Source organism: Burkholderia sp. AU18528, from assembly GCF_002223215.2.
Lineage (GTDB): Bacteria > Pseudomonadota > Gammaproteobacteria > Burkholderiales > Burkholderiaceae > Burkholderia > Burkholderia semiarida.
In genome coordinates this window covers 621,316-646,093 of sequence record NZ_NKFC02000006.1, presented here as the reverse complement: position 1 = coordinate 646,093, position 24,778 = coordinate 621,316, and the positions used below count along the sequence as shown (strand labels likewise).

General features: G+C 67.9%; 19 protein-coding genes. 13 read left to right on the top strand and 6 right to left on the bottom strand.

Annotated elements, in window-relative coordinates; translation table 11 throughout:
* Positions 1-173: 173 nt before the first annotated feature.
* Entirely contained in the window at positions 174-494 is a 321-nt protein-coding gene (locus tag CFB52_RS19720; RefSeq protein WP_011694691.1) for a hypothetical protein, read from the top strand.
* Positions 495-604: 110 nt separating this feature from the next.
* Here CFB52_RS19720 and CFB52_RS19715 read toward each other — a convergent pair whose 3' ends face one another.
* From CFB52_RS19715 to CFB52_RS19700, 4 genes are all read right to left on the bottom strand, one after another.
* Entirely contained in the window at positions 605-949 is a 345-nt protein-coding gene (locus tag CFB52_RS19715) for a DUF4148 domain-containing protein (protein ID WP_059582861.1), read from the bottom strand.
* Between the two features lie 197 nt (positions 950-1,146).
* Entirely contained in the window at positions 1,147-2,559 is a 1,413-nt protein-coding gene (gene gndA, locus CFB52_RS19710; protein ID WP_027791098.1) for an NADP-dependent phosphogluconate dehydrogenase, read from the bottom strand.
* A gap of 97 nt (positions 2,560-2,656) precedes the next feature.
* Positions 2,657-3,298: a DUF938 domain-containing protein gene (locus tag CFB52_RS19705; protein WP_059582866.1), complete on the bottom strand. Its 642-nt coding sequence runs from the start codon at positions 3,296-3,298 to the stop codon at positions 2,657-2,659.
* Entirely contained in the window at positions 3,295-4,182 is an 888-nt protein-coding gene (locus tag CFB52_RS19700) for an NAD-dependent protein deacetylase (protein ID WP_257220526.1), read from the bottom strand. The genes CFB52_RS19705 and CFB52_RS19700 overlap by 4 nt, the downstream gene beginning before the upstream one ends.
* Before the next feature lie 1,077 nt (positions 4,183-5,259).
* Between CFB52_RS19700 and CFB52_RS19690 the strand changes: the two genes are divergently transcribed.
* Together CFB52_RS19690 and CFB52_RS19685 are read left to right on the top strand one after the other, a co-directional pair.
* Entirely contained in the window at positions 5,260-6,219 is a 960-nt protein-coding gene (locus CFB52_RS19690) for an LLM class oxidoreductase (protein ID WP_059582871.1), read from the top strand.
* A gap of 348 nt (positions 6,220-6,567) precedes the next feature.
* The gene (locus CFB52_RS19685) at positions 6,568-9,015 is read left to right on the top strand and encodes a mechanosensitive ion channel family protein (protein ID WP_099317236.1); all 2,448 of its coding nucleotides are present in this window, start codon (positions 6,568-6,570) and stop codon (positions 9,013-9,015) included.
* 33 nt (positions 9,016-9,048) lie between these two features.
* On the opposite strand, the gene CFB52_RS19680 is transcribed toward CFB52_RS19685, so the two are convergent.
* On the bottom strand, positions 9,049-9,885 hold the full coding sequence (locus CFB52_RS19680; protein ID WP_099317235.1) for a CerR family C-terminal domain-containing protein: 837 nt from the start codon (positions 9,883-9,885) through the stop codon (positions 9,049-9,051).
* 91 nt (positions 9,886-9,976) lie between these two features.
* On the opposite strand from CFB52_RS19680, the gene CFB52_RS19675 reads away from it, so the two are divergent.
* The 10 genes from CFB52_RS19675 to CFB52_RS19625 all read left to right on the top strand — a co-directional run bounded on the left by CFB52_RS19675 (position 9,977) and on the right by CFB52_RS19625 (position 24,227).
* Positions 9,977-11,101 (top strand): HlyD family secretion protein, encoded by a 1,125-nt coding sequence (locus CFB52_RS19675; RefSeq protein WP_059582880.1) that lies wholly within the window; start codon positions 9,977-9,979, stop codon positions 11,099-11,101.
* Complete coding sequence (locus tag CFB52_RS19670; RefSeq protein ID WP_059582883.1) at positions 11,094-12,680, top strand: MDR family MFS transporter; 1,587 nt, start codon at positions 11,094-11,096, stop codon at positions 12,678-12,680. The genes CFB52_RS19675 and CFB52_RS19670 overlap by 8 nt, the downstream gene beginning before the upstream one ends.
* 13 nt (positions 12,681-12,693) lie before the next feature.
* A complete protein-coding gene (locus CFB52_RS19665; RefSeq protein ID WP_099317234.1) occupies positions 12,694-14,181 on the top strand; it encodes an efflux transporter outer membrane subunit in 1,488 nt (495 codons plus the stop codon).
* 234 nt (positions 14,182-14,415) lie between these two features.
* Positions 14,416-15,951, top strand: coding sequence for a catalase (locus CFB52_RS19660; protein ID WP_099317233.1), 1,536 nt, complete (start codon positions 14,416-14,418; stop codon positions 15,949-15,951).
* A 77-nt stretch (positions 15,952-16,028) separates the two neighbouring features.
* Complete coding sequence (locus CFB52_RS19655; RefSeq protein WP_099317232.1) at positions 16,029-16,640, top strand: ankyrin repeat domain-containing protein; 612 nt, start codon at positions 16,029-16,031, stop codon at positions 16,638-16,640.
* Positions 16,641-17,042: 402 nt separating this feature from the next.
* Positions 17,043-18,203: an efflux RND transporter periplasmic adaptor subunit gene (locus tag CFB52_RS19645; protein ID WP_099317230.1), complete on the top strand. Its 1,161-nt coding sequence runs from the start codon at positions 17,043-17,045 to the stop codon at positions 18,201-18,203.
* Positions 18,204-18,223: 20 nt separating this feature from the next.
* Complete coding sequence (locus tag CFB52_RS19640) at positions 18,224-21,367, top strand: multidrug efflux RND transporter permease subunit (protein ID WP_099317229.1); 3,144 nt, start codon at positions 18,224-18,226, stop codon at positions 21,365-21,367.
* Between the two features lie 4 nt (positions 21,368-21,371).
* Positions 21,372-22,814 carry an efflux transporter outer membrane subunit gene (locus CFB52_RS19635; RefSeq protein ID WP_099317228.1) on the top strand — a complete coding sequence of 481 codons (1,443 nt, stop codon included), beginning with the start codon at positions 21,372-21,374 and terminating at the stop codon, positions 22,812-22,814.
* A gap of 100 nt (positions 22,815-22,914) precedes the next feature.
* On the top strand, positions 22,915-23,607 hold the full coding sequence (locus tag CFB52_RS19630; protein WP_099317227.1) for a response regulator: 693 nt from the start codon (positions 22,915-22,917) through the stop codon (positions 23,605-23,607).
* Entirely contained in the window at positions 23,604-24,227 is a 624-nt protein-coding gene (locus CFB52_RS19625; RefSeq protein WP_099317226.1) for a histidine kinase, read from the top strand. The genes CFB52_RS19630 and CFB52_RS19625 overlap by 4 nt, the downstream gene beginning before the upstream one ends.
* A 158-nt stretch (positions 24,228-24,385) precedes the next feature.
* Here the strand turns inward: CFB52_RS19625 and CFB52_RS34685 are convergent, their stop codons facing one another.
* Complete coding sequence (locus tag CFB52_RS34685; protein ID WP_180278231.1) at positions 24,386-24,697, bottom strand: hypothetical protein; 312 nt, start codon at positions 24,695-24,697, stop codon at positions 24,386-24,388.
* Between the last annotated feature and the right edge of the window lie 81 nt (positions 24,698-24,778).

The window sequence follows — 24,778 nt, the reverse complement described above, 5'->3', positions numbered from 1 at the left end:
GTCGCACGGGGGGCGCCGGTCGCCTGCGGGCCGTGCCGGCGGGCGCTTTGGGGGTTTTTCGCTGGCGCGGCCGCCCTTGCCCGCGGTCTCGGCGCCGTCATATTGTCCGCTTCGATCCCCGCCTATACTCGGTGATGCGCAGCGCGAATCCAACGACAACGACGAGGATGACAATGAACAACGCGACGTTTCTCTCCGTGCAGCTCGACGCCGACGATTTCGCCGGTTCCAGCGGTCTGGTCGAATTGCTCAACCGGCACCTGTTGTTCGCGACCGACGTCGCCGAAGCGGCCGATGCGCTCGTCCAGTTGGCGAGCGTCACGCATTTGACCGGCGCCACGCGCCACAGCGTCGAGCTACCGGTCCTCGCGATCGAGCGGCTGCGCGACGCGCTCGATACGCTGAGCGGTTACGACGAAACGTGGCTGCAGGTACTGGAACCGGCCGAAGCGCTGTTCCGCGATATCGGGCGCGGCAGGCGCCCGCTGCACTGAACGGCCGCGCATCGCGCGCCGCCAATGAAAAAGCCCGCCGTACCGCATAGCGGCACGACGGGCTTTTGTACGACAGAGGGTCGGATGCGGTCGCCAGCGCGGCCGTACCATTAACGACCCTTGTAGACCGGTGCGCCGTCCGAGACGCGCTTGACTTGCCAGCCGGTCTTGGCCGGAGCCGGCGCGCCCGATTCCTGGCCGGCGGCCGGTTGCGCACCGTAGCCGGTCGTGTCGGCCGCGGCGACGTTCTGTTGCGGGTTCACGCGGGCTTCAGCAGCCTGGATGCCTTCCGGGTAGTTCGTCCGGTCGCTGCCCAGCTTGTAGCCGGCCTGTTGCAGCTGGACCAGCTCGGCCTTCACCTGGGCACGGGTGACGGGCGCGTTTTGTTGGGCGAACGAGACGGCGGGAACGGCGAGGACAGCAGCAGCAGCGAACGTTGCGATCAGCGATTTCATGATTACCTCCGGGATTTTTTTGCTCCGCCGCACACACCATGTCTGCAGCGATGGAACAGAGTTTAGTCCCGACAGCACCTAGGGAAAACCATGAAAGAGCGAAAACACTGTTTCCCCGGAGCCAACAATGTCAGCATCCGGGATAGAAAAACCCTATTCAAAGAATAGATTTTCGCAACAATGCCGCCGCAAACCGGTTACGACCAGTTCGCGTGGAAGCTGCCCGGCTTGTCGGTGCGCTCGAACGTGTGCGCGCCGAAGAAGTCGCGCTGCGCCTGCACGAGGTTCGCCGGCAGCCGCTCGGAACGATAGCTGTCGAAATACGCGACCGCCGATGCGAAGGCGGGAACCGGCACGCCGGCCTTCACCGCGGCCACCACGACGTCGCGCAGCGCCGTCTGGTAGTTCGCGGCGATGTCCTTGAAATACGGATCGAGCAGCAGGTTCGCGAGCGCCGGATCCTTCGCATAGGCGTCGGTGATCTTCTGCAGGAAGCGCGCGCGGATGATGCAGCCCGCGCGGAAGATCTTCGCGATCGTCCCGAGGTCGAGGTTCCAGCCGTATTCTTCCGACGCCGTGCGCAACTGCGCGAAGCCCTGCGCGTACGAGATCACCTTGCTCAGATACAGCGCGCGGCGCACCGCTTCGACGAACGCGGCACGATCGCCGTCGAACGGCGCGGCGGCCGGGCCCGACAGGATCTTGCTGGCCGCGACGCGCTCGGTCTTCAGCGACGACAGCACGCGCGCGAACACCGACTCGGTGATGAGCGGCAGCGGCACGCCGAGATCCAGCGCGTTCTGGCTCGTCCACTTGCCCGTGCCCTTCTGCGCGGCGCGATCGAGGATCACGTCGACGAGGTGCTTGCCGGTCTCTTCGTCCTTCTTCCCGAAGATCTTCGACGTGATCTCGATCAGGTAGCTGTCGAGCTCGCCCTGGTTCCATTCGGTGTACACGGCGCCGAGTTCGTCGTTGGTCAGGCCCGCGACGTCCTTCAGCACCGAGTAGCTCTCGGCGATCAGCTGCATGTCGCCGTATTCGATGCCGTTGTGCACCATCTTCACGTAGTGGCCCGCGCCGTCCGGGCCCATGTACGCGACGCACGGCTCGCCGTCCGACGGCGCCTTCGCGGCGATCTGCTTGAGGATCGGCTCGACGAGGTCGTACGCGTCGCGCTGGCCGCCGGGCATGATCGACGGGCCGCGCAGCGCGCCCTCTTCGCCGCCCGACACGCCGGTGCCGATGAAATGCAGGCCCGACTGCGCGAGTTCCTGGTTGCGGCGGATCGTGTCGGTGAAGTGCGTGTTGCCGCCGTCGATCAGCACGTCGCCCTTCTCGAGCAGCGGCTTGAGCGATGCGATCGTCGCATCGGTCGCTTCCCCGGCCTTCACCATCATCAGGATCCGGCGCGGCGTTTCGAGGGACGCGACGAACTCCTCGAGCGTATAGGTCGGCACCAGATTGCGGCCGGGGAATTCGGCGATCAGTTCGTCGGTTTTCTCGCGGCTGCGGTTGTACACCGATACCGCGTAACCGCGGCTCTCGATATTGAGTGCGAGATTGCGGCCCATCACCGCGAGCCCGATCACACCGATTGCTTGTTTGCCCATTAGTCAATTCTCCGGAAAAAACGGGGCACGACCCGAGCCGGGCCGCGCGCACAGGCGAAAGGATAGAGGAAACCCGGCGGCGCTGCGCGCTTGCGTGTCATTGCTCCGCGTGCGGCAGGCGCCGGAACACGACGCTCAGGTTGTTCGCCGGCATCTCGACGACCTCGCGGCAGTCGAGCCCGCGATCGAGCCCGAGCGCGACCACCGTCTCGAGATCGCGCACGCCCCACGACGGGTCGCGGTCGCGCAACTGCTGGTCGAAGGCCGCGTTCGACGGCGCGGTATGGCCGCCTTCGCGACGGTACGGGCCGTACAGGAACAGCACGCCGTCCGGCCTCAGCACGCGCGACGCGCCCGCGAACAGCGCTTCCGTACAGGCCCACGGCGAGATGTGGATCATGTTGATGCAGACGATCGCGTCGAGCGTCGCGACCGGCCACGGCGTGTCGCGCACGTCGAACGCCAGCGGCCCGGCGACGTTCGCGAGGCCCATGTGCGCGATCCACGCCGCGATCGAGCGCCGCGCCTGCGCGTCGGGATCGCTCGGCTGCCAGTGCAGGCCCGGCAACGCCTGCGCGAAGTGAACGACGTGCTGCCCGGTGCCGCTCGCGATTTCGAGCACGCTGCCGCTCGCCGGCAGCACGCGGCGCAGCACGTCGAGGATCGGCCCGCGATTGCGTTCGGCCGCCGGCGCCGACAGCCGCGCGGACGGATCGGGCGAGGAAGCGGCGCCGGTCACGATGCATGCTCCGTCGTGTGGCTGTTGCTTCCGAGCCCCAGCCGCGCCACGAGCGCGTCGAGCGCGGGGGCGCAGTGCGCCTCGACCTTCAGCGTCAGCATCGGGTCAGCGCGCGTATGGCCGAGATTAAGGGCGGCAACCGGCTTGCGCTGCGCCTGCGCCCACACGCAGAAGCGGTAGCCGGAATACACCATCAGCGACGAGCCGACGACGAGCAGCGCGTCGGCCGCGTCGAGCGCCTGCGACGCCAGCGCCACGCGCTCGCGCGGCACGTTCTCGCCGAAGAACACCACCGCCGGCTTCAGCAGCCCGCCGCACGCGGGGCACGCCGGGATGTGGAACGTATCGAGCGCGGCCCATTCGAGATGCGCGTCGCCGTCCGCGGCCGGCTCGGCCTGCGCGCCCAGCAGATCCGGATTGTCGGCTTCGAGCACGGCCTGGATCGTCGCGCGCGCGTGATGCGCGCCGCAGTCGAGGCAGGTCACGCCGTTGATGCCGCCGTGCAGCTCGATCACGTCGTCGCTGCCCGCGCGCTGATGCAAGCCGTCGACGTTCTGCGTGACGAGGCGCTCGATCCGGCCCGCGCCGCCGAGCCGCGCCAGCGCGACATGCGACCCGTTCGGCCGCGCGCGCCCGACGACCGGCCAGCCGATCATGCTGCGCGCCCAGTAGCGGCGCCGCGCGGCATCGGAGCCGAGGAATTCCTGGAGCTGGATCGGCGGCGAGCGCATCCATTGGCCGTTGCGGTCGCGGTAGCCGGGAATGCCGGAATCGGTGCTGATGCCCGCGCCGGTCAGCACGAGCAGGCGCGGATGACGCTCGACGAACGTGTGCAGCGCATCGAGCGCGGCCGGATCGAAGTCGGCGAGGGAGGAATCGGGCAAGGCTTTATCGTTCATGTTGGCAACGTGATCGGTCGTGCCGGCAGGCCGTGCGCCCGCACGGGCTGGCCACGCATGCCAGCACATGATACAGAACGCCGCGCGATCGGGTGGGCCGCCGCCACGGCAAGCCGGGGGCACGAAAAACCCGCAAAAAGACGCCCATCGCCGCTCGGCGACGGGCGCTTCAACAATTGATCCATCGGGGTAGTGGATCAACTGACAGCACAATGTTGCGACGCCCGTCGTACCGCGATCGGCGGACGTTCCCCGGACTTCGTGTTCCGCGCTGCCGCGCACATCGGCGCGTCACCGGCTTTCCCGATTCGATCCTGTTCGGCTGGCTCGTCACGCCGACACGATGCACGGCGTGCAAATGGATTCGCCGCGCGACGACGTGCGTGGCGCCATGGCATGACGATTCCGGGATCCAGGCCGCGGCCATCCGCCTGCGTTCGCGGTTCATCGTCGACGGCCGATCGGCACTGGTCGGCCTCGTGCGTCACGCATACACGCCGTCGTTCAGAACGAACCCGATTGCCCGGATGGAACGGAAAGCCGCTTGTTCACGTCGCCGTCATCAACGGCGAAGCGACTACCCTGGCAGGTCGGCGATTCATGTTTGCAACACGATTCGTTGCGTTTCGGTCTTTTTTCATTCTCTTGTCCCCGTCTCCGATACATCCGACCCACTGAAGCGATTGCCGGGATCGACTTCGCCCGCGATCGCGCTCACGGCACATACAACCATGCAAGGAGCGCACCATGCTTCATGCCGCAAGGCCTCGCGGGCACCTGCAAGACCGCGAACAAGCATCGCACCCCGCCAGAAAGCGCGAACGTTTCGAAACTGAAACGTATCGCCGGGCCCGCCGGGCGTCGTCGTGCGGCCCCCGAGCCGGGCGGTCGATCACCTTACGATCGCCTTGAGATCGCCCTACGTTTGGCGCCGCGCGGCACGCCCCCGCGGGCCGGATAGCGCGAGCTGGCCGTCCCGCTCGTCCGTCGCGCAAACACGCTAGAGTCTCTTTACATAGGGAACGCCGCGCGTTCCCGCCGCCTCGCCTCCAAGGAACCGCCATGACCTCAGTCGCTGCCGCCCACCCCGACATCGCGCATCCCGTGTTTTCGGCCGGGCGGCTGTCGATCGGCCTCACGCTTCCGCTCCTGCGCAGCGGCCACGTCGTCGCGGACTTCAACGAACAGCTCGAACTCGCGGCGCGGGCCGATTCGCTCGGCTTTCGCGCGCTGTGGATTCGCGACGTGCCGCTGAACAGCGCGGATTATCCCGACCCGGTCGGCCACCTCGACCCGTGGGTGCTGCTCGGCGCGCTCGCGGCGCGCACCCGCCGGATCGCACTCGCCAGCGGCGCGATCGTGCTGCCGCTGCGTCATCCGCTGCATATCGCCAAAGGCGCGCTGTCGGTCGCCACGCTGTCGGGCGGGCGCTTCATCCTCGGGCTCGGCTCCGGCGACCGGCCGCCCGAATATGCGGCGTTCGGCGTGGACGCGGAAACGCGGCGCGACCGCTATCGCGCGCACTGGGACGTCGTCGCGGCCGCACTCGGCGTGCCGTCGCGCGTGCGGCCGGACGAAACGCCGCCCGATGCGCCCGAATTCACGCTGCTGCCGCGCGGCGGCGACGCGGTGCCGATGCTTGCGGTCGGCTCGGGCGGACAGAGCGTGGACTGGATCGCACGGCATTCGATCGGCTGGATGACGTATCACCGCGATCCGGATACGCAGCGCGCCCGCTATTCGATGTGGCGCGCGGCGGTCGACCGGCTCGCCTCGCCGGCATTTCGCGCGTTCGGCGTCGCGATGCGGCTCGACCTCGCCGCCCGTCCCGACACGCCCGCCACCGCGCTGCCGCTCGGTTATGCAACCGGGCGCCGCGCATTGGTCGATATCCTGCGGGACATGCGTGCGGAAGGTACGCACCATGTCACGCTGAACCTAGGATCGGACCGGCCCGTGCGCGATGTCATCGAAGAAATCGCCGAACATGTCCTGCCGGTATTTCACGACGAGCGAGCGTGATTCATCAGGAATCCAAATTCAGATGACGTGATGCGAGCGTGGGTCGAGGCCGCACGAACGCTCGCCGGGCAACGCATCGCGAGTCGGCATCGAAAGACACGCGTTACAGGCGGCTCCCCTGCGATCGGGAAAGCGGGACGTTCCCGCCGATGCCGGACGGCGACAGCCTGCATCAGGTATCAGGTACATGGCTTGCGGACATGCACCGCCAGCGCCCGCACAGCCCCGTTCATACCCGATCCGAATAGTCGGCGACGGAACTATTCGCTCCCGGTCGCAATCATGTTAACTTCCGTCCATCGTTCAGCCCGGCGGGCCGCGTGACGATACGCACCGCCTTCCCACTCCATGCGACATTTCCTCCTCGGCTGGCTGCTCGCCGCCGTCGTCTCGGCCGCCCACGCGGCCGCGCCCGCTCCGGCCGCCGCGTCGGCCGCCTCCGGCGCCGCGCCCGCACTGACGCCGCAGCAGGCGCGGCAGGCATTGAATGTGCTCGAGAACCCGCGCGAGCGCGCACAGGTCGAAACGACGCTGCGGGCCATCGCGGCCGTCGGCGCGTTGAGCACGCCCGCCGTGCCGGCAAGCGCCGCGCCTGCCAGCGGCGCATCGGCTGCCGCGGCGCCGGCGGCGCTCACGTCGAACGGGCTCGCATCGATGCTCGTTCGCCAGGGATCGCGCTGGGCCGTCCAGATCGGCAATGCACTGCAGGAATCGCTGCGCTCGCTGCTCGATATCGGGTCGGTGGGAAGCTGGTGGCACGACAGGCTCGTGCGCGCCGACCAGCGTGCGGACCTCACTCACACGCTCGTGATCCTCCTCGCGGTGCTCGTGCCCGCGCTCTTCGTCGAATGGCTCGCGAAGCGGCTGCTGCGACGCGCGCTGGCTGCAGTGGCCGCGCGCCGCGCGGCGTCCGATTCCGCCGCGTCGGACGAGGGCAACACGCCGCCGCCCGATACGTCCACCGCGCCCGACACCGCAACCGCAGGCACGGCAGACACCGCCCCTCCATCCTCGCAAAGCCGAGGCCACGCACGCCGACACACCACGCTGCTGCACCGGATGCCGCGCGCGCTCGTGAGTCTCGCGCTGCGCGCGGTGCCGCTGCTCGTGTTCGTCGGCGTCGCAAGCCTGACGATGTCGTTGCTCGATGAAGCGGACACGCCGATCGAATCCGCGCTCGAAGCATTGATCGACATCTACGTGATCTGCCGGCTCGTCACCATCGTCAGCCGACTGTTCTTCCAGCCCGATGCGCGGCAGTTGCGGCTGCTGCATATCAGCGACGCATGGGCCGATTTCGCGCAACGCTCGATCGCGCGGATCGTGATCGTGGTCGGCGCGTGCACGGCGGCCGTCGAGATCGCCGCCAACTTCGGCCTGACCGAAGCCGGCCATGTCGCGCTGCTGAAGGCCGTCGCGCTCGTCGGGCACGTGATGATCTCGGTACTGATCCTGCAGTGCCGCCGGCCGGTGGCGGCACGCATCCGCGCCGCCGGCGCGGATCGGCCGACCTTCACCGTCGTCGGCAACGCGCTCGCGGACGCGTGGGCGCCCGTCTCGGTCTTCATCGTGATGGCGCTGTGGTTCGTGTGGGCGCTCGACGTCCACAACGGCTACCGCGTGCTGATCGCGCTCGGGGGCCGCTCGATCGCCGTGATGATCGCGATGCGAATGGTGTCGATCGTCGTGTTCGGCGCGCTCGCGCGCCTGTTCCAGCGCCGCGAGGACGACCGCACGCTCGTTCATCTGCACGCGTACCGCTACTACCCGCTGCTGCGCCAGATCGTGTCGGGCGCGATCGGCATCGTGACCGTCGTACTGCTGCTGCAGATCTGGGGCGTGCCGATCTTCCGCGCGTTCGAGACGGGCACGATCGGACACCGCCTCGCGTCCGCGCTGGTGACGATCGCGATCGCGGCAATCGTCGCGCTCGTCGTGTGGGAAGCGGCCAACATCGCGATCGAGCGCCGCCTGCAACGCTGGACGCGCGAAGGCAACCTGGTGCGCGCGGCGCGGCTGCGCACGCTGCTGCCGATGCTGCGCTCGCTGCTGTTCGTGATGATCGCGCTCGTCGTCGTGCTGACGGGCCTCAGTGAACTCGGCGTAAACGTCGGCCCGCTGCTGGCCGGCGCCAGCATCTTCGGCGTCGCGCTCGGGTTCGGCTCGCAGAAGCTCGTGCAGGATTTCATCACCGGGATCTTCCTGCTGATGGAAAACGCGATGCAGGTCGGCGACTGGGTCACGCTCGCCGGCGTATCGGGCACGGTCGAATACCTGTCGATCCGCACCGTGCGGCTGCGCGCCGGCGACGGGTCGCTGTACACGATCCCGTTCAGCTCGGTGACGACCGTCAACAACACGAATCGCGGGCTCGGCAACGCGGCCGTCAAGGTCAGCATCGCGTACGGCGAGGACATCGACCGCGCGATCGCGACGCTGAAGGAAATCGGCGCCGCGTTGCGCGACGATCCGAAATACCACGACGGCATCCTGTCGGATTTCAGCTACTGGGGTATCGATCAGGTCGATGGCGCGGCGCTCGCGCTGGCCGGGCAGATGCAATGTACGGACTCGGCACGCTGGAGCGTGCAGCGCGAATTCAACCGGCGGATCGCGGAAACGTTCCGCGAACGCGAGATCCGGATCGCCAATCCGCAGCGCAGCGTCGTAGCCTATGCGGATGGATCGCGGCCTGCCGGCAACGATGAGAACGACGCGCGCCCCGATACGCGGAATGCCGCCGAATCGGCAGCCCGGCCGCCGTCGCCCGACGGAGCGGAGCGCAAGCCGGGCTGATCGCGCTCGCCCGGGGCCGGCGACCGGCCGCGCTCAACGCACGGCAGGCTTCTTCACGCGCGCCGTGCTTTTCGCGGCGGGGGGTACCGCCCCCGGCTTCGCGGCACGTGGTTTCGCCGCGGCACGCTGCCCGCGCTTCGCAGCGGTTGCCGGGGCAGCGGCACCCGCATCGCGCTGCGCATGCCATTGCTCGAGCAGCACGCGCGTCTGCTCGGCAATCGTGTCGGTTACCAGCGCCGCACGCTCGCCCTCGAATGCGTCCCATTCGAGCAACTGCAGCGCCGAACGCTGCGCGATGTGAAACACCGTGATCTGCCCGAACAGGCTGAGCGCGCGCAATCGCGTGACGGGATCGTCGACAGGCCGCCCGGAGATGCGGCCGATCAGCTCGGCGCTCACGTCGTTGAGCGGCTTGCGCAAGCGCTTCATCAGGATTTCGCTCGCGCTCGCCGGCTCCTGGCCGCCCTGCTCGCGCGCGAAGAACATCCGCTGGTTCATCGTCTTCGGTGCGGTGAACATCCGGTCCGACAGCGCGCGCAGCAGCCCGACGAACGCATCGATCAGCTCGTCGACGCTCGCGTCCGTGTCGAGCATCTCCCGCGCATGGCCGACCGCCGGCGCGAACACCGCCCAGCCGTGCTCGGCGATCGTCTCGACGCACGCGCGGTACACGCCTTCCTTGTTCTCGAAGTAGTACTGGAGCGCCGGCGCGTTCACGCCCGCCCTCGCGGCGATCTCGCGCGTCGACGCGCCCGCGAACCCGCGTTCGCCGAACAGTTCGAGCGCCGCCTCGATGATCCGCTGGCGCGTTTCGTCGCCGCGCGCGTAGCCGCCCGCCGACGTGCGGCGCAGCTTCTTCGCTTCGTTCATGCCTTCCTCGTCATTCGATCGATCGACATTCTACTTGACACAATTTTATCAACTGGAATAATTCTTCCACTTGGAATAAATTGGACTCAGCATGTCGACGCCACAAGACCCGCCACAGAAAGCAGATCGTCAGGAAAACGGAACAACGCCGCGCAACGGAAACGGCGGGAGAAGGCGGCGCATCCTGCTCGCGGTCGCCGTGCTCGCGGCCGTCGGCGGCGCGGTCTGGCTCGGCCGCTGGTGGACGGTCGGCCGCTTCATCGAGAGCACCAACGACGCGTATCTGCAAGCGGACAGCATGACCGCCGCGCCGAAGGTCGCCGGCTACGTGACCGACGTCTATGTACGCGACAACCAGCCCGTGAAGGCCGGCGATCCGCTCGTGCGGCTCGACGTGCGCCAGTATCAGGTCGCGCTCGCGCAGGCGCTCGCTACCGTCGACGCCCGCCGCGCCGATATCGCGCGCGCCGAAGCCGACATCAGCCAGCAGCGCGCGAATCTCGAGCAGGCCGAAGCGCAGGCGAAGGTATCGCGCATCAACGCGCAGCACGCAAGCGACGAGTACACGCGCTACGCGCCGCTCGCGGCGACGGGCGCCGAGACGCACGAACGCGTGGCCGACCTGAAAAGCACGCGCGACCAGGCGGCGGCGACGCTCGCCGCGAACAACGCGTCGATCGCCGCCGCCCGCACGCAGATCGCGTCGTTCACCGCACAGCTCCAGCAGGCGCGCGCGCAGCTCGAGGCCGCGCAGGCCAGCGCCGCACAGGCGCAACTCGACCTCGACAACACGATCGTGCGCAGCACGCTCGCGGGCCGCGTCGGCGATCGCACGGTGCGCGTCGGTCAATACGTGCAGCCCGGCACGCGTCTGCTGACCGTCGTGCCGGTCGACTCGATCTATCTCGTCGCGAACTTCAAGGAAACGCAGATCGGCAACATGCGCATCGGCCAGCCCGTCGAGCTGCATGTCGACGCGCTGCCGGACGGCCCGCTGTCCGGCGTCGTCGACAGCTTCGCGCCCGGCACCGGCGCGCAGTTCGCGCTGCTGCCGCCCGAGAACGCGACCGGCAACTTCACGAAGATCGTCCAGCGCGTGCCGGTGCGCATCCGTCTCGCCGCGGATGCCCGCGCGCAGCGCATGCTGTTGCCCGGGCTGTCGGTGACGGTCGACGTCGATACGCGCTCGGCCCGCGACGAGACGCATCATGGCTGATACGTCCGCCACGATACCCATGCCGCCGCACGAGGGCCGCGCGAGCGTGACCGACTGGATCGCGGTCGCGGCCGGCGCGCTCGGCGCGCTGATGGCGACGCTCGACATCTCGATCACGAACTCCGCGCTGCCGCAGATCCAGGGCGAAATCGGCGCGACCGGCACCGAAGGCACGTGGATCTCGACCGGCTACCTGATGTCGGAAATCGTGATGATCCCGCTCGCCGCGTGGCTCACGCGCGTGTTCGGGCTGCGCAATTTCCTGCTGACGAACTCCGCGCTGTTCATCGCGTTCTCGATGATGTGCGGCTGGTCGCATTCGCTGCCGATGATGATCGCCGGCCGGATCGGCCAGGGCTTCACCGGCGGCGCGCTGATCCCGACCGCGCAGACGATCATCCGCACGCGATTGCCGCTGTCGCAGTTGCCGGTCGGGATGACGCTGTTCGGCCTGATCGTGCTGCTCGGGCCGCTGTTCGGCCCGGTGCTCGGCGGCTGGCTCGCGGAAAACGTGAACTGGAGCTGGTGTTTCTTCCTGAACCTGCCCGTATGCCTGCTGCTGATGGCGCTGCTGGTGTTCGGGCTGCCGTCGGACCGCCCGCAATGGAGCGCATTCTTCAACGCGGACTGGCTGGGCATCTTCGGCCTCGCGATCGGCCTGAGCTCGCTGACCGTCGTGCTCGAGGAAGGCCAGCGCGAGCGCTGGTTCGAATCGCAGATGATCGTCACGCTGAGCGTCGTGTCGTTCGTCGGGATGATCCTGATCGCGCTGTCGCAACGCTTCGCGAAGCGGCCGATCATGCGGCTGTCGCTGATGCGCAACCCGCGCTACGCGAGCGTGATCGTGATCGTGTCCGCGGTCGGCGCCGGGCTGTACGGCGTGTCCTACCTGCTGCCGCAGTTCCTCGCGATCGTCGCCGGCTACAACGCGGAACAGGCCGGCGCGATCATGCTGCTGTCGGGGCTGCCGGCCTTTCTCGTGATGCCGATCCTGCCGCGCCTGCTCGGCAAGGTCGATTTCCGCATCCTCGTGATCGCGGGGCTGCTGCTGTTCTGCCTGAGCTGCATGCTCGACATCAGCCTGACCGCGCAGAGCGTGGGCCACGATTTCGTGTGGTCGCAACTGATCCGCGGCCTCGCGCAGATGCTCGCGATGATGCCGCTCAACCAGGCGTCGATGGCGGCCGTCGCGCGCGAGGATTCAGGCGATGCGGCCGGGCTCTACAACATGGCGCGCAACCTCGGCGGCTCGATCGGGCTCGCGATCATCGGCACCGTGATCGACCGGCGCACGACCTTCCATACGGCCGCGCTCCGCGAATCGGTGAGCGCGAACTCGCTGATCGGGCAGGATCGCCTGTCGGCCTATGCGGCCAACTGGTTCGCGCACACCGGCGATCTCGCGTATTCGAACATGCGCGCGCTCGGCCAACTGGCGCAGCAGATCCAGATCCAGGCCGTCGTGATGACCTATTCCGAAACCTTCTATCTGCTCGGCCTCGCGCTGCTCGCCTGCGTGCCGCTCGCGCTGCTGCTGCGCACGCCGCGCGGCCCGCAACCGATGTCGTCCGGCCATTGACCCGTCTTACGCGATGAAACCCTTCTCCCTGCCCCGCCGCCCCGCGCTCACCCTGTGCGCGGCCGCGTGCCTGCTCGCCGGCTGCACGGTCGGCCCCGACTACCGCGGCGCGCCCGCCGCACCGGATGCGCCGACCTTCGTGCGAGCACCGGCCACCGGCGTCGACACCGCCGCGCCCGCGCCGAGCGCGTGGTGGCACGCGCTGAACGACCGCCAGCTCGACGAGCTGATCGTCGCCGCACTCGTCTACAACCCCGATCTGCATGCGGCGCAGGCGCGCTTGCGCGCGGCACGCGCGCAGCTCTCGCAACAGCGCGCCGCACGGATGCCGAAATCGTCGGCCACCGTCGCGGCCATCCGCATGCGCGAACCGGACGTCGGCGCGCTCGGCGCGCTGCTGCCGTCGAACGACTCGGGCCAGTCGGGCGGCACGTCGCCGTCGCTCGGCGGCTCGGGGCCGCTGCAACTCTATTCGGCGGGCTTCGACGCGACCTGGGAAATCGATCTGTTCGGTGGCACGCGCCGCGCGATCGAAGCCGCATCCGCACAGGCCGAAGCGGTCGATGCCGATCTTGCCGACACGCAGGTGTCGATCGCGGCGGAAGTCGCGAATGCGTACGTCGACCTGCGCGACCAGCAGCAACGGCTTGCGTTGTCGCGGCGCACCGCGCAATTGCAGCAGCAGATGCTCGAACTCACGCAGCAGCGCCGCGCGCGCGGCGTCGCGGCCGATGCGGACATCGAGCGCCTGACGACGCAGGTCGAGAACACGCGCGCCTCGCTGATCCCGCTGGATGCCCAGGTGACCGAATCGCTCGACCGGCTCGCGATCCTGACGGGCCGCGCGCCGGGCGCGCTCGACGCCGCGCTGTCGACGCCGGACGCGGCATTGCCGACGCTGCCCGGCAGCGTCGCGATCGGCGATCCGGCCACGCTGCTGAAACAGCGCCCCGACATTCGCGCGGCCGAACGCCGGCTCGCGTCGAGCAATGCGCAGATCGGCGAGCATGTGGCCGACTATTTCCCGAAGGTGACGCTGCTCGGCGATCTCGGCTTCAGCGCGACCGACCCCGGCCACCTGTTGCGCAAGCGGAATTTCACGTGGGTCGGCGCGCCGTACTTGCAATGGAACATTCTCGACTTCGGACGCACGCGCGGCGCGGTACGTGCGGCCGAAGCATCGCGCGACGAAGCGGAAGCGAATTATCAGAAAGCCGTGCTCGATGCATTACAGGATGCCAACACCGCGTTGCAGCGTTACGGGCATCAGCGCGAACATGTGGTCGCGTTGACGAAGGTGCAGACGTCGGCCGTGCATTCGCGTGCGCTGATGGACCAGCGCTATCGCGCGGGCGTCGCGTCGATGATCGACCTGCTCGATACGCAACGCGAAGCGCTAGCCGCGCAGCAGAACGTGATCGCCGGGCAAGCCGAACTGATCAAGGACTACGTGTCGGTGCAGAAGAGCCTCGGGCTCGGATGGCAAACAGGCGCCGGTTGACGGCGCCGCCGCGAATCATGCACGACCGATGCATCATGCTCGTCGAAACAATTCGGCAACAACTCATTGCGCGCGCAACAATACTGCTTCGTTTCGTGCGCGACGAACGGTTCGCGCCGCATCGTGCCCACGGCTATCGATGACATATCGAATATCAATTAGCCAATCATCTGACGATCTCTTCTAATTCAGTCGGCTTCCCCACCACCGATCGGATCAAGGAGTTCCATCGTCATGTCCTCGTCTTCCCATCGCGTGCTGCGGCACGCAGTCGCCGCAATCTGCGTGGCACTCTCCGCTTCCCCATACGCCGCCGAACTCACGCGCGACACCGGCGCACCCGTCGGCGACAACCAGAATTCGCAGACGGCCGGCCCCGCCGGCCCGGTGCTGCTGCAGGACTCCGCGCTCATCGAGAAACTGCAGCGCTTCGATCGCGAACGCATTCCGGAACGCGTCGTGCATGCACGCGGCACCGGCGCATTCGGCGAGTTCGTGCCGAGCGCCGACATCTCCGACCTGACGAAAGCGAAAGTCTTCACGCCGGGCACCCGCACGCCGGTGTTCGTGCGCTTCTCCACCGTGATGGGCTATCGCGGCTCGCCCGAGCAGGCGCGCGACCCGCGCGGCTTCGCGGTGAAGTTCTATACGCAGCAGGGCAACTGGGACATGGTCGGCATCAACTGGCCGGTGTTCTTCATTCGCGACGGCATCAAGTTCCCCGACTTCGTGCACGCGAACAAACCGAGCGCCGTGACCGGCGTGCAGGATCCGAACCTCGCGTTCGACTTCTTCGCGCACACGCCCGAAGCGACCCACATGCTGACGCGGCTGTACACGGACGAGGGCATGCCCGATTCGTATCGCCGCATGGACGGCTTCGCGGTGCATGCGTTCAAGTTCGTCAATGCGCAAGGCGACGTGCACTACGTGAAGTTCCACTGGAAGAGCCAGCAAGGCGTGCACGGCCTGCGCCCGCAAGAAATCGCCGCGTCGATCGGCCGCGACTGGAACATGATGACGAACGATCTGTACGGCGCGCTGAAACAGGGTGATTTCCCGAAGTGGGACCTGTACGTCCAGGTGCTCACGCCGAAGGACCTGAACCGCTTCGATTTCGACGCGCTCGACGACACGAAGGTGTGGACCGGCGTGCCTGAACGCAAGATCGGCACGATGACGCTCAACCGCGTGCCCGACAACTACTTCCAGTCGACCGAGGAATCCGCGTTCGCGCCGTCGCGGCTCGTGCCCGGCATCGAGCCGTCCGAGGACCGGATGCTGCAGGATCGCCTGTTCGCGTACGCCGACACGCAGCTGTACCGGCTCGGCGCGAACTACATGGATCTGCCGATCAACCGCCCCGTCGTGCCGGTGGTCAACAACAACCAGGACGGCACGATGAATGCCGGCGACCGCAAGGGCGAGGTGAACTACGAGCCGTCGACGCTGAACGAGCTCGCGCAGGATCCGCAGTACAAGTCGGTCCGCATGGCGCTCAGCGGCACGACGCAGCAGGAAGCGATCCGCAAGAAGCTGCCGTTCCGTCAGGCCGGCGAGTACTACCGCAGCCTGTCGCAGCAGGACAAGGACGACCTCGTCACCGCGCTGTCCGGCGACCTCGGCCAGGTGAAGAACGCGCAGAACCAGTACGCGATGCTGTCGTACTTCTACAAGGCCGACGCCGACTACGGTACGCGCCTCGCCCAGGCCGTTCACGCGAACGTCCAGCAGGTGCAGTCACTCGCGGCGAAGCTGAGCGACAACTGATCCCGCGACGCCGGTCGCTGCCGACGTGCGCGATTGCGCCGCGCACGTCGGCCCGGCCACCTCATCAGGACTTCCCCATGCGATCCGAACGCTTCCCCCATGCGATCCGCGCGGCCGCGGCGGCGCTCGCGCTCGCCGCACTCGCCGGCTGCACGCACCTGCCCGACCAGCCGGCGTACGGCAAGGCCGATCCCGCCGCGCTGCGTCGCTATGACGACGACTGGTTCGACGCCGCGCGCGTCGGCCGCGTCGATATCCTGCGCGCGTTGCACGACGCCGGCTATCCGGTCGACGCGACCGACAGCCACGGCTATACGGCCGTGATCCTCGCGTCGTACGACGGCCAGCCCGCGGCGCTCGACTACCTGTTGTCGGCCGGCGCCGACGCGTGCGTCGGCGATCGTCACGGCAACACCGCACTGATGGGCGCGCTCTTCAGGAACGAGCGCGACATCGCGCGGCGCCTGATCGACACGCGCTGCCCGATCGACCAGACCAACGGCGCCGGCGAAACCGCGCTGGGGTTCGCGACGCTGTTCAACCGCTTCGAGCTGATTCCGCTGCTCGTCGCGCATGGCGCGAATCCGAACCATGTCGACCGGCGCGGCCAGTCGCTGCTTCAGCTCGCGCTGACGCACGACAACACGTACGCCGCGGACGCGCTGCGGGAAGCCGGCGCCAGACCGTAGCGCGACGGCGCGTCAAATGGCGCGCCCCATTCTCTGCCCCCGCCCGCTTCGCCATCGCGCGACGCCGGCGCCGCGTCGCGCACGTGCGCGCCCAGCGGCCGCGTCATCGCCCGCCAGCGCGCACGCGCCGCGTCGTCGGGCGGTTCGCCCGGCGGCCCTGCCGGCTCGATCTTTAGATACCGGCTCGAGCCGACGCCCGCATCGAGCCGAAACATCGCGCGCATGACACCGCGCGGCATCCCGTTCGTCCGAGCATTCCGCTTCGCCTCACCCCCTGCTTTTCGGCGCCTTTCGCCGCCTCCATCGAATCTCCATCTTTCCGCATAAAAGCCGCCAACTACTCCAAGCACACTCCGCCCCGTCAAAGCAGGCAGTGGGCTGCCTGCGCTTCCTGGAGTCGTTATGAACAATCAGAACCGATGCTGCCACGGCGCCGTATGTGTGCTGGTGGCGGCGATGCTGGCCGGCTGCGGGCCGTCCGAACAGCAGGCCGCCGCGCCGGCCACCCCGGTGGCGGCCATGACCGTGGCCACCACGCGCGTCGACGTGACCGAAGATCTGCCCGGCCGCGTCGCGGCCGTGCGGGTGGCCGAGATCCGGCCGCAGGTGAGCGGCATCGTGCAACGCCGGCTATTCGAGCAGGGCACCGAAGTACGCCAGGGCCAGCCGCTGTTCCAGATCAATCCGGCGCCGTTCAAGGCCGAGATGGATACGGCCGCCGCCTCGCTGCTGCGGGCGCAGGCCGCGCTCGAACGCGCGAAGGTCCAGACCGCGCGCTTCAAGCCGCTCGTCGAAGCCGATGCGATCAGCCGCCAGGTGTACGACGACGCCGTATCGCAACGCGACCAGGCCGCGGCCGACGTCGCGCAGGCCCGCGCGACGCTGGCGCGCCGCCAGCTCGATCTGAAATTCGCGACCGTGGAAGCGCCGATCGCCGGCCGCATCGACCAGGCGCTCGTGACGGAAGGCGCGCTGGTGTCGAGCGGCGACAGCCAGCCGATGGCGCGCATCCAGCAAATCGACCAGGTCTATGTGGACGTGCGCCAGCCGGCCGCGTCGCTCGAAGCGCTGCGCGGCGCGCTCGCGTCGCAGCCGCAAGCGTCGGACGGCAACGGCCTGCCGGTCGACGTGCTGCGCGACGACGACACGCGTTACGACGTAAAGGGCCGCATGCTGTTCTCGGGCGTCAACGTCGATCCGGGCACCGGCGACGTGCTGCTGCGCGTGCTGGTCGACAACCCGAAACGCCAACTGCTGCCGGGCATGTACGTGCGTGCCCGCATTCCGCGCGCGCACTACGCCAACGCGGTGATGGTGCCGCAACAGGCCGTCGTGCGCGCCGGCGGCAAGCCGCAGGTGTGGGTGCTCGACGCGAAAGGGCACGCGCGTCTGACGGCCGTCGAAATCGGCGAGCTCACGAACCGCCACTACCGCATCAAGTCGGGCCTGCAGGCCGGCCAGAAGATCGTCGTCGAGGGCATGGAACGCCTGACCGATGGCGCGCCGGCCGCCGCGACCGACTGGAAGTCGCCTGACGCGGCCGCCGCCGCGTCCGCGCACTGAGTCACGAGGAGCCTCCAGCCATGGCTGAATTCTTCATCCGCCGCCCGGTGTTCGCGTGGGTGATCGCCCTCTTCATCATCCTGATGGGGGTGATCGCGATCCCGCAACTGCCGGTCGCACGCTACCCGTCGGTCGCGCCGCCGTCCGTCACGATCACCGCGAACTACCCGGGCGCCACGCCGCAGACGATGAACGACGGCGTACTGAGCCTCATCGAGCGCGAACTGTCCGGCGTCAAGAACCTGCTGTATTTCGAATCGTCGGCCGATACGTCCGGCTCGGCGCAGATCACCGTGACGTTCAAGCCCGGCACCGATCCGGCGCTGGCGCAGGTCGACGTGCAGAACAAGATCAAGTCGATCGAGCCGCGCCTACCTGCCGCCGTGCGCCAGAACGGGCTGATCGTCGAATCCGCGTCGTCCGGCTTCCTGATGCTGATCGGCCTGCGCTCCGACAACGGCCGCTTCGACGAAGGCGCGCTCGCCGACTACATGGCGCGCAGCGTGTCCGAGGAGCTGCGGCGCATCGACGGCGTCGGGCGCGTGCTGCAGTTCGGCTCCGAGCGCGCGATGCGCATCTGGGTCGATCCGCAGAAGCTGATCAATTTCGGCCTGTCGATGAACGACCTGACGACCGCGATCGGCCAGCAGAACGTGCAGATCGCGCCGGGCAGCCTCGGCGCGCTGCCCGCGCTGCCGGGCCAGCGCGTGACCGTGCCGCTCACCGCGCAGGGTCAGCTCACGACGCCGGAAGAATTCGCGAAGGTCGTGCTGCGCGCGAACGCGGACGGCTCGAAGGTCGTGCTCGGCGACGTCGCGCGCGTCGAACTCGGCTCGCAGAACTACATGTTCGTGAGCCGCGAGAACAACAAGCCGGCCACCCTCGCCGGCGTGCAGCTCGCACCGGGCGCCAATGCCGTGAAGACGGCTGACGCGATCCGCACGCGCATGGCCGAACTGAGCAAGTCGATGCCGTCGGGCATGCGCTACTCGATCCCGCTCGACACGTCGCCGTTCGTGAAGATCTCGATCGAGAAAGTGCTGGCCACGCTGTTCGAGGCGATGGTGCTCGTGTTCCTCGTGATGTACCTGTTCCTGCAGAACGTGCGCTATACGCTGATCCCGGCCATCGTCGCGCCCGTCGCGATGCTCGGCACCTTTGCGGTGATGCTGCTGACCGGCTTCTCGATCAACGTGCTGACGATGTTCGGCATGGTGCTCGCGATCGGCATCATCGTCGACGATGCGATCGTCGTCGTCGAGAACGTCGAGCGCCTGATGGCCGAGGAAGGGCTGTCGCCAAAGGACGCGACGTCGAAGGCGATGAAGGAAATCACCGGCGCGATCGTCGGCATCACGCTGGTGCTGACCGCGGTGTTCCTGCCGATGGCGATGGCGAGCGGCTCGGTCGGCGTGATCTACAAGCAGTTCACGCTGTCGATGGCCGTGTCGATCCTGTTCTCCGCGCTGCTCGCGCTGACGCTCACGCCGGCCCTGTGCGCGACGATGCTCAAGCCGCTCGCACCGGGCCATCACGAGAAGCACGGCTTTTTCGGCTGGTTCAACCGTCGCTTCGATGGCCTGACGAAATGGTACGAGACGCGCGTCGGCCGCCTGGTCGGCCGCACCGGCCGCGTGATGCTGGTGTTCGTCGCGATCGCGGGTGCGCTGGTGTTCGGCTTTCGCAGCCTGCCGTCGTCGTTCCTGCCGGACGAGGATCAGGGCTACTTCATCACCAGCTTCCTGCTGCCCGCGGACGCTACCGCCGAACGCACGCATGACGTGGTCAACACGCTGGAAAAACATCTTGCCTCGCGTCCGGCAATCCAGTCGAGCATTTCCGTGATCGGCTACGGTTTCTCGGGACAAGGGCCGAACGCGGCGATCAACTGGTCCGTGATGAAGGACTGGAAAAACCGCGGCGGCGCATCGACCCTCGAGGAAGGCATGCTCGCGCAACAGGCGATGGCCGGCGTGACCGAAGGCACGGTGATGAGCCTGCTGCCGCCCGCGATCGACGAACTCGGCAACAGCTCGGGCTTCTCGATGCGCCTGGAAGACCGCGCCAACCAGGGCACGGCGGCGCTCAAGGCGGCCGAAGCGAAGCTGCTCGAACTCGCCGCGCAAAGCAAGGTCGTGACCGGCGTGTACCCGGACAGCCTGCCGGCCGGCACGAGCATCCGCCTCGAGATCGACCGCGCGAAGGCGCAGGCGCTCGGCGTGTCGTTCACGACGCTCAGCGACACGCTGTCGACCGCGATGGGTTCGACCTACGTGAACGATTTCCCGAACGCGGGCCGCATGCAGCAGGTGATCATCCAGGCCGACGCGCCGGCACGCATGCAGATCGACAACGTGATGAAGCTGTACGTGCGCAACGCGGCCGGCGGCATGGTGCCGCTGTCGGAAGTGGTGCGCCCGGTGTGGACCGACACGCCGCTGCAGATGGTGCGCTTCAAGGGCTACCCGTCCGCGCGGATTTCGGGCAACGCCGCCTCGGGCCAATCGAGCGGCGCGGCGATGGCCGAGATGGAGCGGCTTGCCGCGCAACTGCCGCCGGGCTTCGCGGTCGAGTGGACCGGCCAGTCGCTGCAGGAACGCCAGTCGGCGTCGCAGGCGCCGATGCTGATGGTGCTGTCGATGATCGTCGTGTTCCTGGTGCTCGCCGCGCTGTACGAAAGCTGGTCGATTCCGCTGTCGGTGATGCTCGTGGTGCCGCTCGGCCTGATCGGCGCGATCGGCGCGGTGCTGCTGCGCGGCTTGCCGAACGACGTGTTCTTCAAGGTGGGGATGATCACCGTGATCGGCCTGTCCGCGAAGAACGCGATCCTGATCGTCGAGTTCGCGAAGCAGTTGCGCGAGGAAGGCAAGGGCTTGATCGAGGCGGCCGTGCAGGCGTCGAAGCTGCGCCTGCGCCCGATCCTGATGACCTCGCTCGCGTTCGGCCTCGGCGTCGTGCCGCTGATGATCGCGACCGGCGCCAGCGCCGAAACGCAGCACGCGATCGGCACCGGCGTGTTCGGCGGCATGGTGACCGCCACGGTGCTGGCCATTTTCTTCGTCCCTGTTTTCTTTGTGTTCGTGATGAGCATCCAGGAGCGCATCGGCGCATGGCGGGCGTCCCGCAAGCAGCCGGCTACCCCGACTCACGAACAGGAAGGTTGATGCCATGCGATTGCTTGTTCTTCCCCTCATCCTCGCACTGTCGGCCTGCTCGCTCGCGCCGACGCTGGTCAAACCCGCGATGCCGGTGCCGACGGCCTACACCGCCGCCGCCGCCGCCGCCGCCGCCGCCGATCTCGACGCGAACGCCGCCGATCTGGGCTGGCGCACGATGTTCGGCGATCGCCGCCTGCAGCGCCTGATCGAGCTCGCGCTCGACAACAACCGCGACCTGCGCGTGGCCGCGCTGAACGTCGAGGCCGCGGAAGCGCAGTACGGCATCCAGCGCGCCGCGCGCCTGCCGTCGATCGGCGCGGGCGCGAACTTCACGCGTCAGCGTACGTCGGACGACACGCAGTCGAATCCGCCGCTGTTCGGCACGACGCAGAACCAGTACGGCGTGAACGTCGGCATCAGCGCGTTCGAGATCGACCTGTTCGGCCGCGTGAAGTCGCAGTCGGATGCCGCGTTCGCGCGCTACGTCGCGACCGATCACGGCCGCCGTGCGGTGCAGATCTCGCTCGTCGGCGGCGTGGCCGACGCGTACTTCGCGGAACGCCTCGCGCACGAGCAACGCCAGTTGTCCGAGCGCACGCTCGCCGACTGGCGGCAGTCGCTCGATCTCGCGCGCCGCCTGAAGGACGCGCATCAGGCGAGCGGCGTCGACATCGCGCAGGCCGAAGGCCAGGTCGCGAGCGCGACGGCCGATCTCGAAGCGCGCACGCGCGCCGTCGAGCAGGCGCGCAATGCGCTGCGCCTGCTGGTCGGCGCCGAGCTGCCGAAGGATCTGCCCGCGCCGCTGCCGCTTCAGCAACAACCGGTGATGACGCAACTGCCGGCCGGCCTGCCGTCGGAGCTGCTGTTTCGTCGCCCGGATATCCAGCAGGCCGAACAAAACCTCGTCGCCGCGAATGCGGACATCGGCGCCGCGCGCGCCGCGTTTTTCCCGCGCCTGTCGCTGACGTCGTCGATCGGCTTCCTCAGCCCCGCGATGGGCAGCCTGTTCGACGGCGGCCAGCGCGTGTGGAGCTTCGCGCCGCAGGTCACGGTGCCGATCTTCCAGGGCGGCCGGCTGCGTGCCGAGCTGCGTCTTGCGGAAGTGCGCAAGTCCGGTGCGGTCGCCGAGTACGAACGCGCGATTCAGGCCGCGTTCCGCGAAGTGGCCGACGGCATCGCCGGACGCGAAACCTTCGGCCGCCAGATCGAAGCGCAGACCCGCGTGGTCGGTTCGGCCGAACGCCGCACCGACCTGTCGACCCTGCGCTATCGCGCGGGCGTCGAGGGACGGCTGGAGTTGCTCGATTCGCAGCGGCAACTCTATGCGGCACGGCAAGCGCTGCTCGACCTGCGCCGCAGCGAACTGAGCAATGCCGTTGCGCTGTACAAGGCGCTCGGCGGCGGCCTGACGGACCAGGACGTCGCACCGTCGAAGCGCGTGGCGCAGAACTAAACGAACGGCGCCGTTCCGCCCGCGCGGCAGCGTGGCGGAACGGCGCGCCCCGGCCAGGCGACGGGCCGCCCCGACTGTTCGCCATCGCACGGCACACTCCATGACGAATTCCCTGATACTCATTGCAGAAGACGAGCCCGACATCTCGGACATCCTCGATGCGTACCTGACGCACGACGGCTTTCGCACCTACCGCGTCGCCGACGGGCAAGCGGCGCTCGACATGCATCCGCGCCTGAAGCCCGACCTGATCCTGCTCGACGTGAAGATGCCGCGGAAAAACGGCTGGGACGTGCTCGCCGAGCTGCGACGGCGCGACAATACGCCCGTCGTCGTCGTCACCGCGTTCGATCGCGACCTCGACCGGCTGCAGGCGCTGCACGCCGGCGCGGACGACTACATCGTCAAGCCGTTCAACCCGGCCGAGGTCGTCGCGCGATTGCGCGCGATCCTGCGCCGGTCGGCCGCGCCGCCCACCACGCGCATGCTGCGCGTCGGCGACCTGGAGATCGATACCGACAGCTATCTGGCCCGCGTGCGCACGGCGGGCGCCGAGGTGCCGATCCCACTGACGCTGACGGAGTTCCGGTTGCTCGCGCACATGGCGAGATCGCCGAGCCGCGTGTTCACGCGCGGCGAGCTGCTCGATGCGTGCATGGCCGACGTGAGCGCGCTGGAGCGCACGGTCGACAGCCACATCTGCCGGCTGCGCAAGAAACTCGAACGGGCCGGCGCGCCAGGCATGCCCGAAGTGATGCGCGGCGTCGGCTACCGGCTGCGGGGCGTGCAGTGACGCTGCCGGCACGGCCCGGCCGGCAAATCGGGCGGGCGATCGGCCTCGCCGCGATCGTCGTCGTGCTGCTCGCCTGCACCGTCGCGTTCTTCGTCCATGCATTGCACGCGCCGGCCGCGTTGCCGCACGACGCGACGGCCGACGCGATGCTCCGCAATGCGTGTACTTACGTGGTGCTCGCGGCCGCGCTGTCCGTCTGCCTGCTGGCCGCCGCGTTCGACCTGATCAGGCTGATCCGCCGCATGCTCGCGACGCTCGACGCGATGGCGGACACCGTTGGCCGGATCGTGGCCGGCGATTCGTCGGCGCGCGCGGTTTCCGTCGACGGCTGCCCGGCCGACCTGTCCCGCTTCATCGAGCACTTCAACGCGATCACTCATTCAATGAAACCGGCAAATCCATCCGATGCGACGGCCACCGTCGCCACCAGCAGTCACGTCACGCGCACCCAGCTCGCCGAACTCGCAACCCGGCTCGACACGATCAAGGCGCTTGCCGCCGATACGAACGCGCCCTCGCGCGACGCGCTGCTTCAGCATGTCGACGCGCTGTTCCGGTTCGTCGACGACCTTCAGGCGGCCGAACGACAGGCCGCGACGATTCGAGCATTTCCTCGATGACGATTGGCCGTCTAACCCCGGGCCGTTTCAACACGCATCGGAAATGATCGGCGAATCGCTATCGGCATTACCTGCGTTGCGGGTTTCGAACATTACAAAATGCCGCCGATCTTTTCAAAACCATTGCGGTTAATTCAGTTTAATTTTATTTCATATAATCAAAAAAAGTTTGACACCTCGCTTTCGTTCTTGATACCGTCCGATGCAAGCAATCCGACGGTTTGCCCGCCACGCAATCGATTCCGCTCCACTTTTTTCTGCTTCCGCTGCACCGAAGTACGCGCCGCCGAACGATTCGTTCGCACGCCGGCGCGCGCGGCATCCCGATGCATTTCACTGGACGGCTGCCATTCGGCAGCGGGCCGAAGGATCGAATCAAATGAGCAGGACAACGAAGCTGTTGCTCTAGCAATCCGCCCGCGCCGAATCCGGCGCGACTGCTCCGCCCCGCGGCGCAGCCTTCCCGTCATCGCGTTTTCCGTATTTCGCCCCCGGAGAAAAACCGCTTTCCGGATCGGGTGAAAGGCCCTGTCGCGTCCGTGCCATCCGCC

Coding starts and splice junctions, on each gene's coding strand:
- gndA (WP_027791098.1), bottom strand. CDS start 2,559: ATGGGCAAACAAGCAATCGGTGTGATCGGGCTCGCGGTGATGGGCCGC.
- CFB52_RS19645 (WP_099317230.1), top strand. CDS start 17,043: ATGAACAATCAGAACCGATGCTGCCACGGCGCCGTATGTGTGCTGGTG.
- CFB52_RS19630 (WP_099317227.1), top strand. CDS start 22,915: ATGACGAATTCCCTGATACTCATTGCAGAAGACGAGCCCGACATCTCG.
- CFB52_RS19690 (WP_059582871.1), top strand. CDS start 5,260: ATGACCTCAGTCGCTGCCGCCCACCCCGACATCGCGCATCCCGTGTTT.
- CFB52_RS19685 (WP_099317236.1), top strand. CDS start 6,568: ATGCGACATTTCCTCCTCGGCTGGCTGCTCGCCGCCGTCGTCTCGGCC.
- CFB52_RS19635 (WP_099317228.1), top strand. CDS start 21,372: ATGCGATTGCTTGTTCTTCCCCTCATCCTCGCACTGTCGGCCTGCTCG.
- CFB52_RS19680 (WP_099317235.1), bottom strand. CDS start 9,885: ATGAACGAAGCGAAGAAGCTGCGCCGCACGTCGGCGGGCGGCTACGCG.
- CFB52_RS19715 (WP_059582861.1), bottom strand. CDS start 949: ATGAAATCGCTGATCGCAACGTTCGCTGCTGCTGCTGTCCTCGCCGTT.
- CFB52_RS34685 (WP_180278231.1), bottom strand. CDS start 24,697: ATGACGGGAAGGCTGCGCCGCGGGGCGGAGCAGTCGCGCCGGATTCGG.
- CFB52_RS19665 (WP_099317234.1), top strand. CDS start 12,694: ATGAAACCCTTCTCCCTGCCCCGCCGCCCCGCGCTCACCCTGTGCGCG.
- CFB52_RS19675 (WP_059582880.1), top strand. CDS start 9,977: ATGTCGACGCCACAAGACCCGCCACAGAAAGCAGATCGTCAGGAAAAC.
- CFB52_RS19720 (WP_011694691.1), top strand. CDS start 174: ATGAACAACGCGACGTTTCTCTCCGTGCAGCTCGACGCCGACGATTTC.
- CFB52_RS19640 (WP_099317229.1), top strand. CDS start 18,224: ATGGCTGAATTCTTCATCCGCCGCCCGGTGTTCGCGTGGGTGATCGCC.
- CFB52_RS19670 (WP_059582883.1), top strand. CDS start 11,094: ATGGCTGATACGTCCGCCACGATACCCATGCCGCCGCACGAGGGCCGC.
- CFB52_RS19655 (WP_099317232.1), top strand. CDS start 16,029: ATGCGATCCGAACGCTTCCCCCATGCGATCCGCGCGGCCGCGGCGGCG.
- CFB52_RS19660 (WP_099317233.1), top strand. CDS start 14,416: ATGTCCTCGTCTTCCCATCGCGTGCTGCGGCACGCAGTCGCCGCAATC.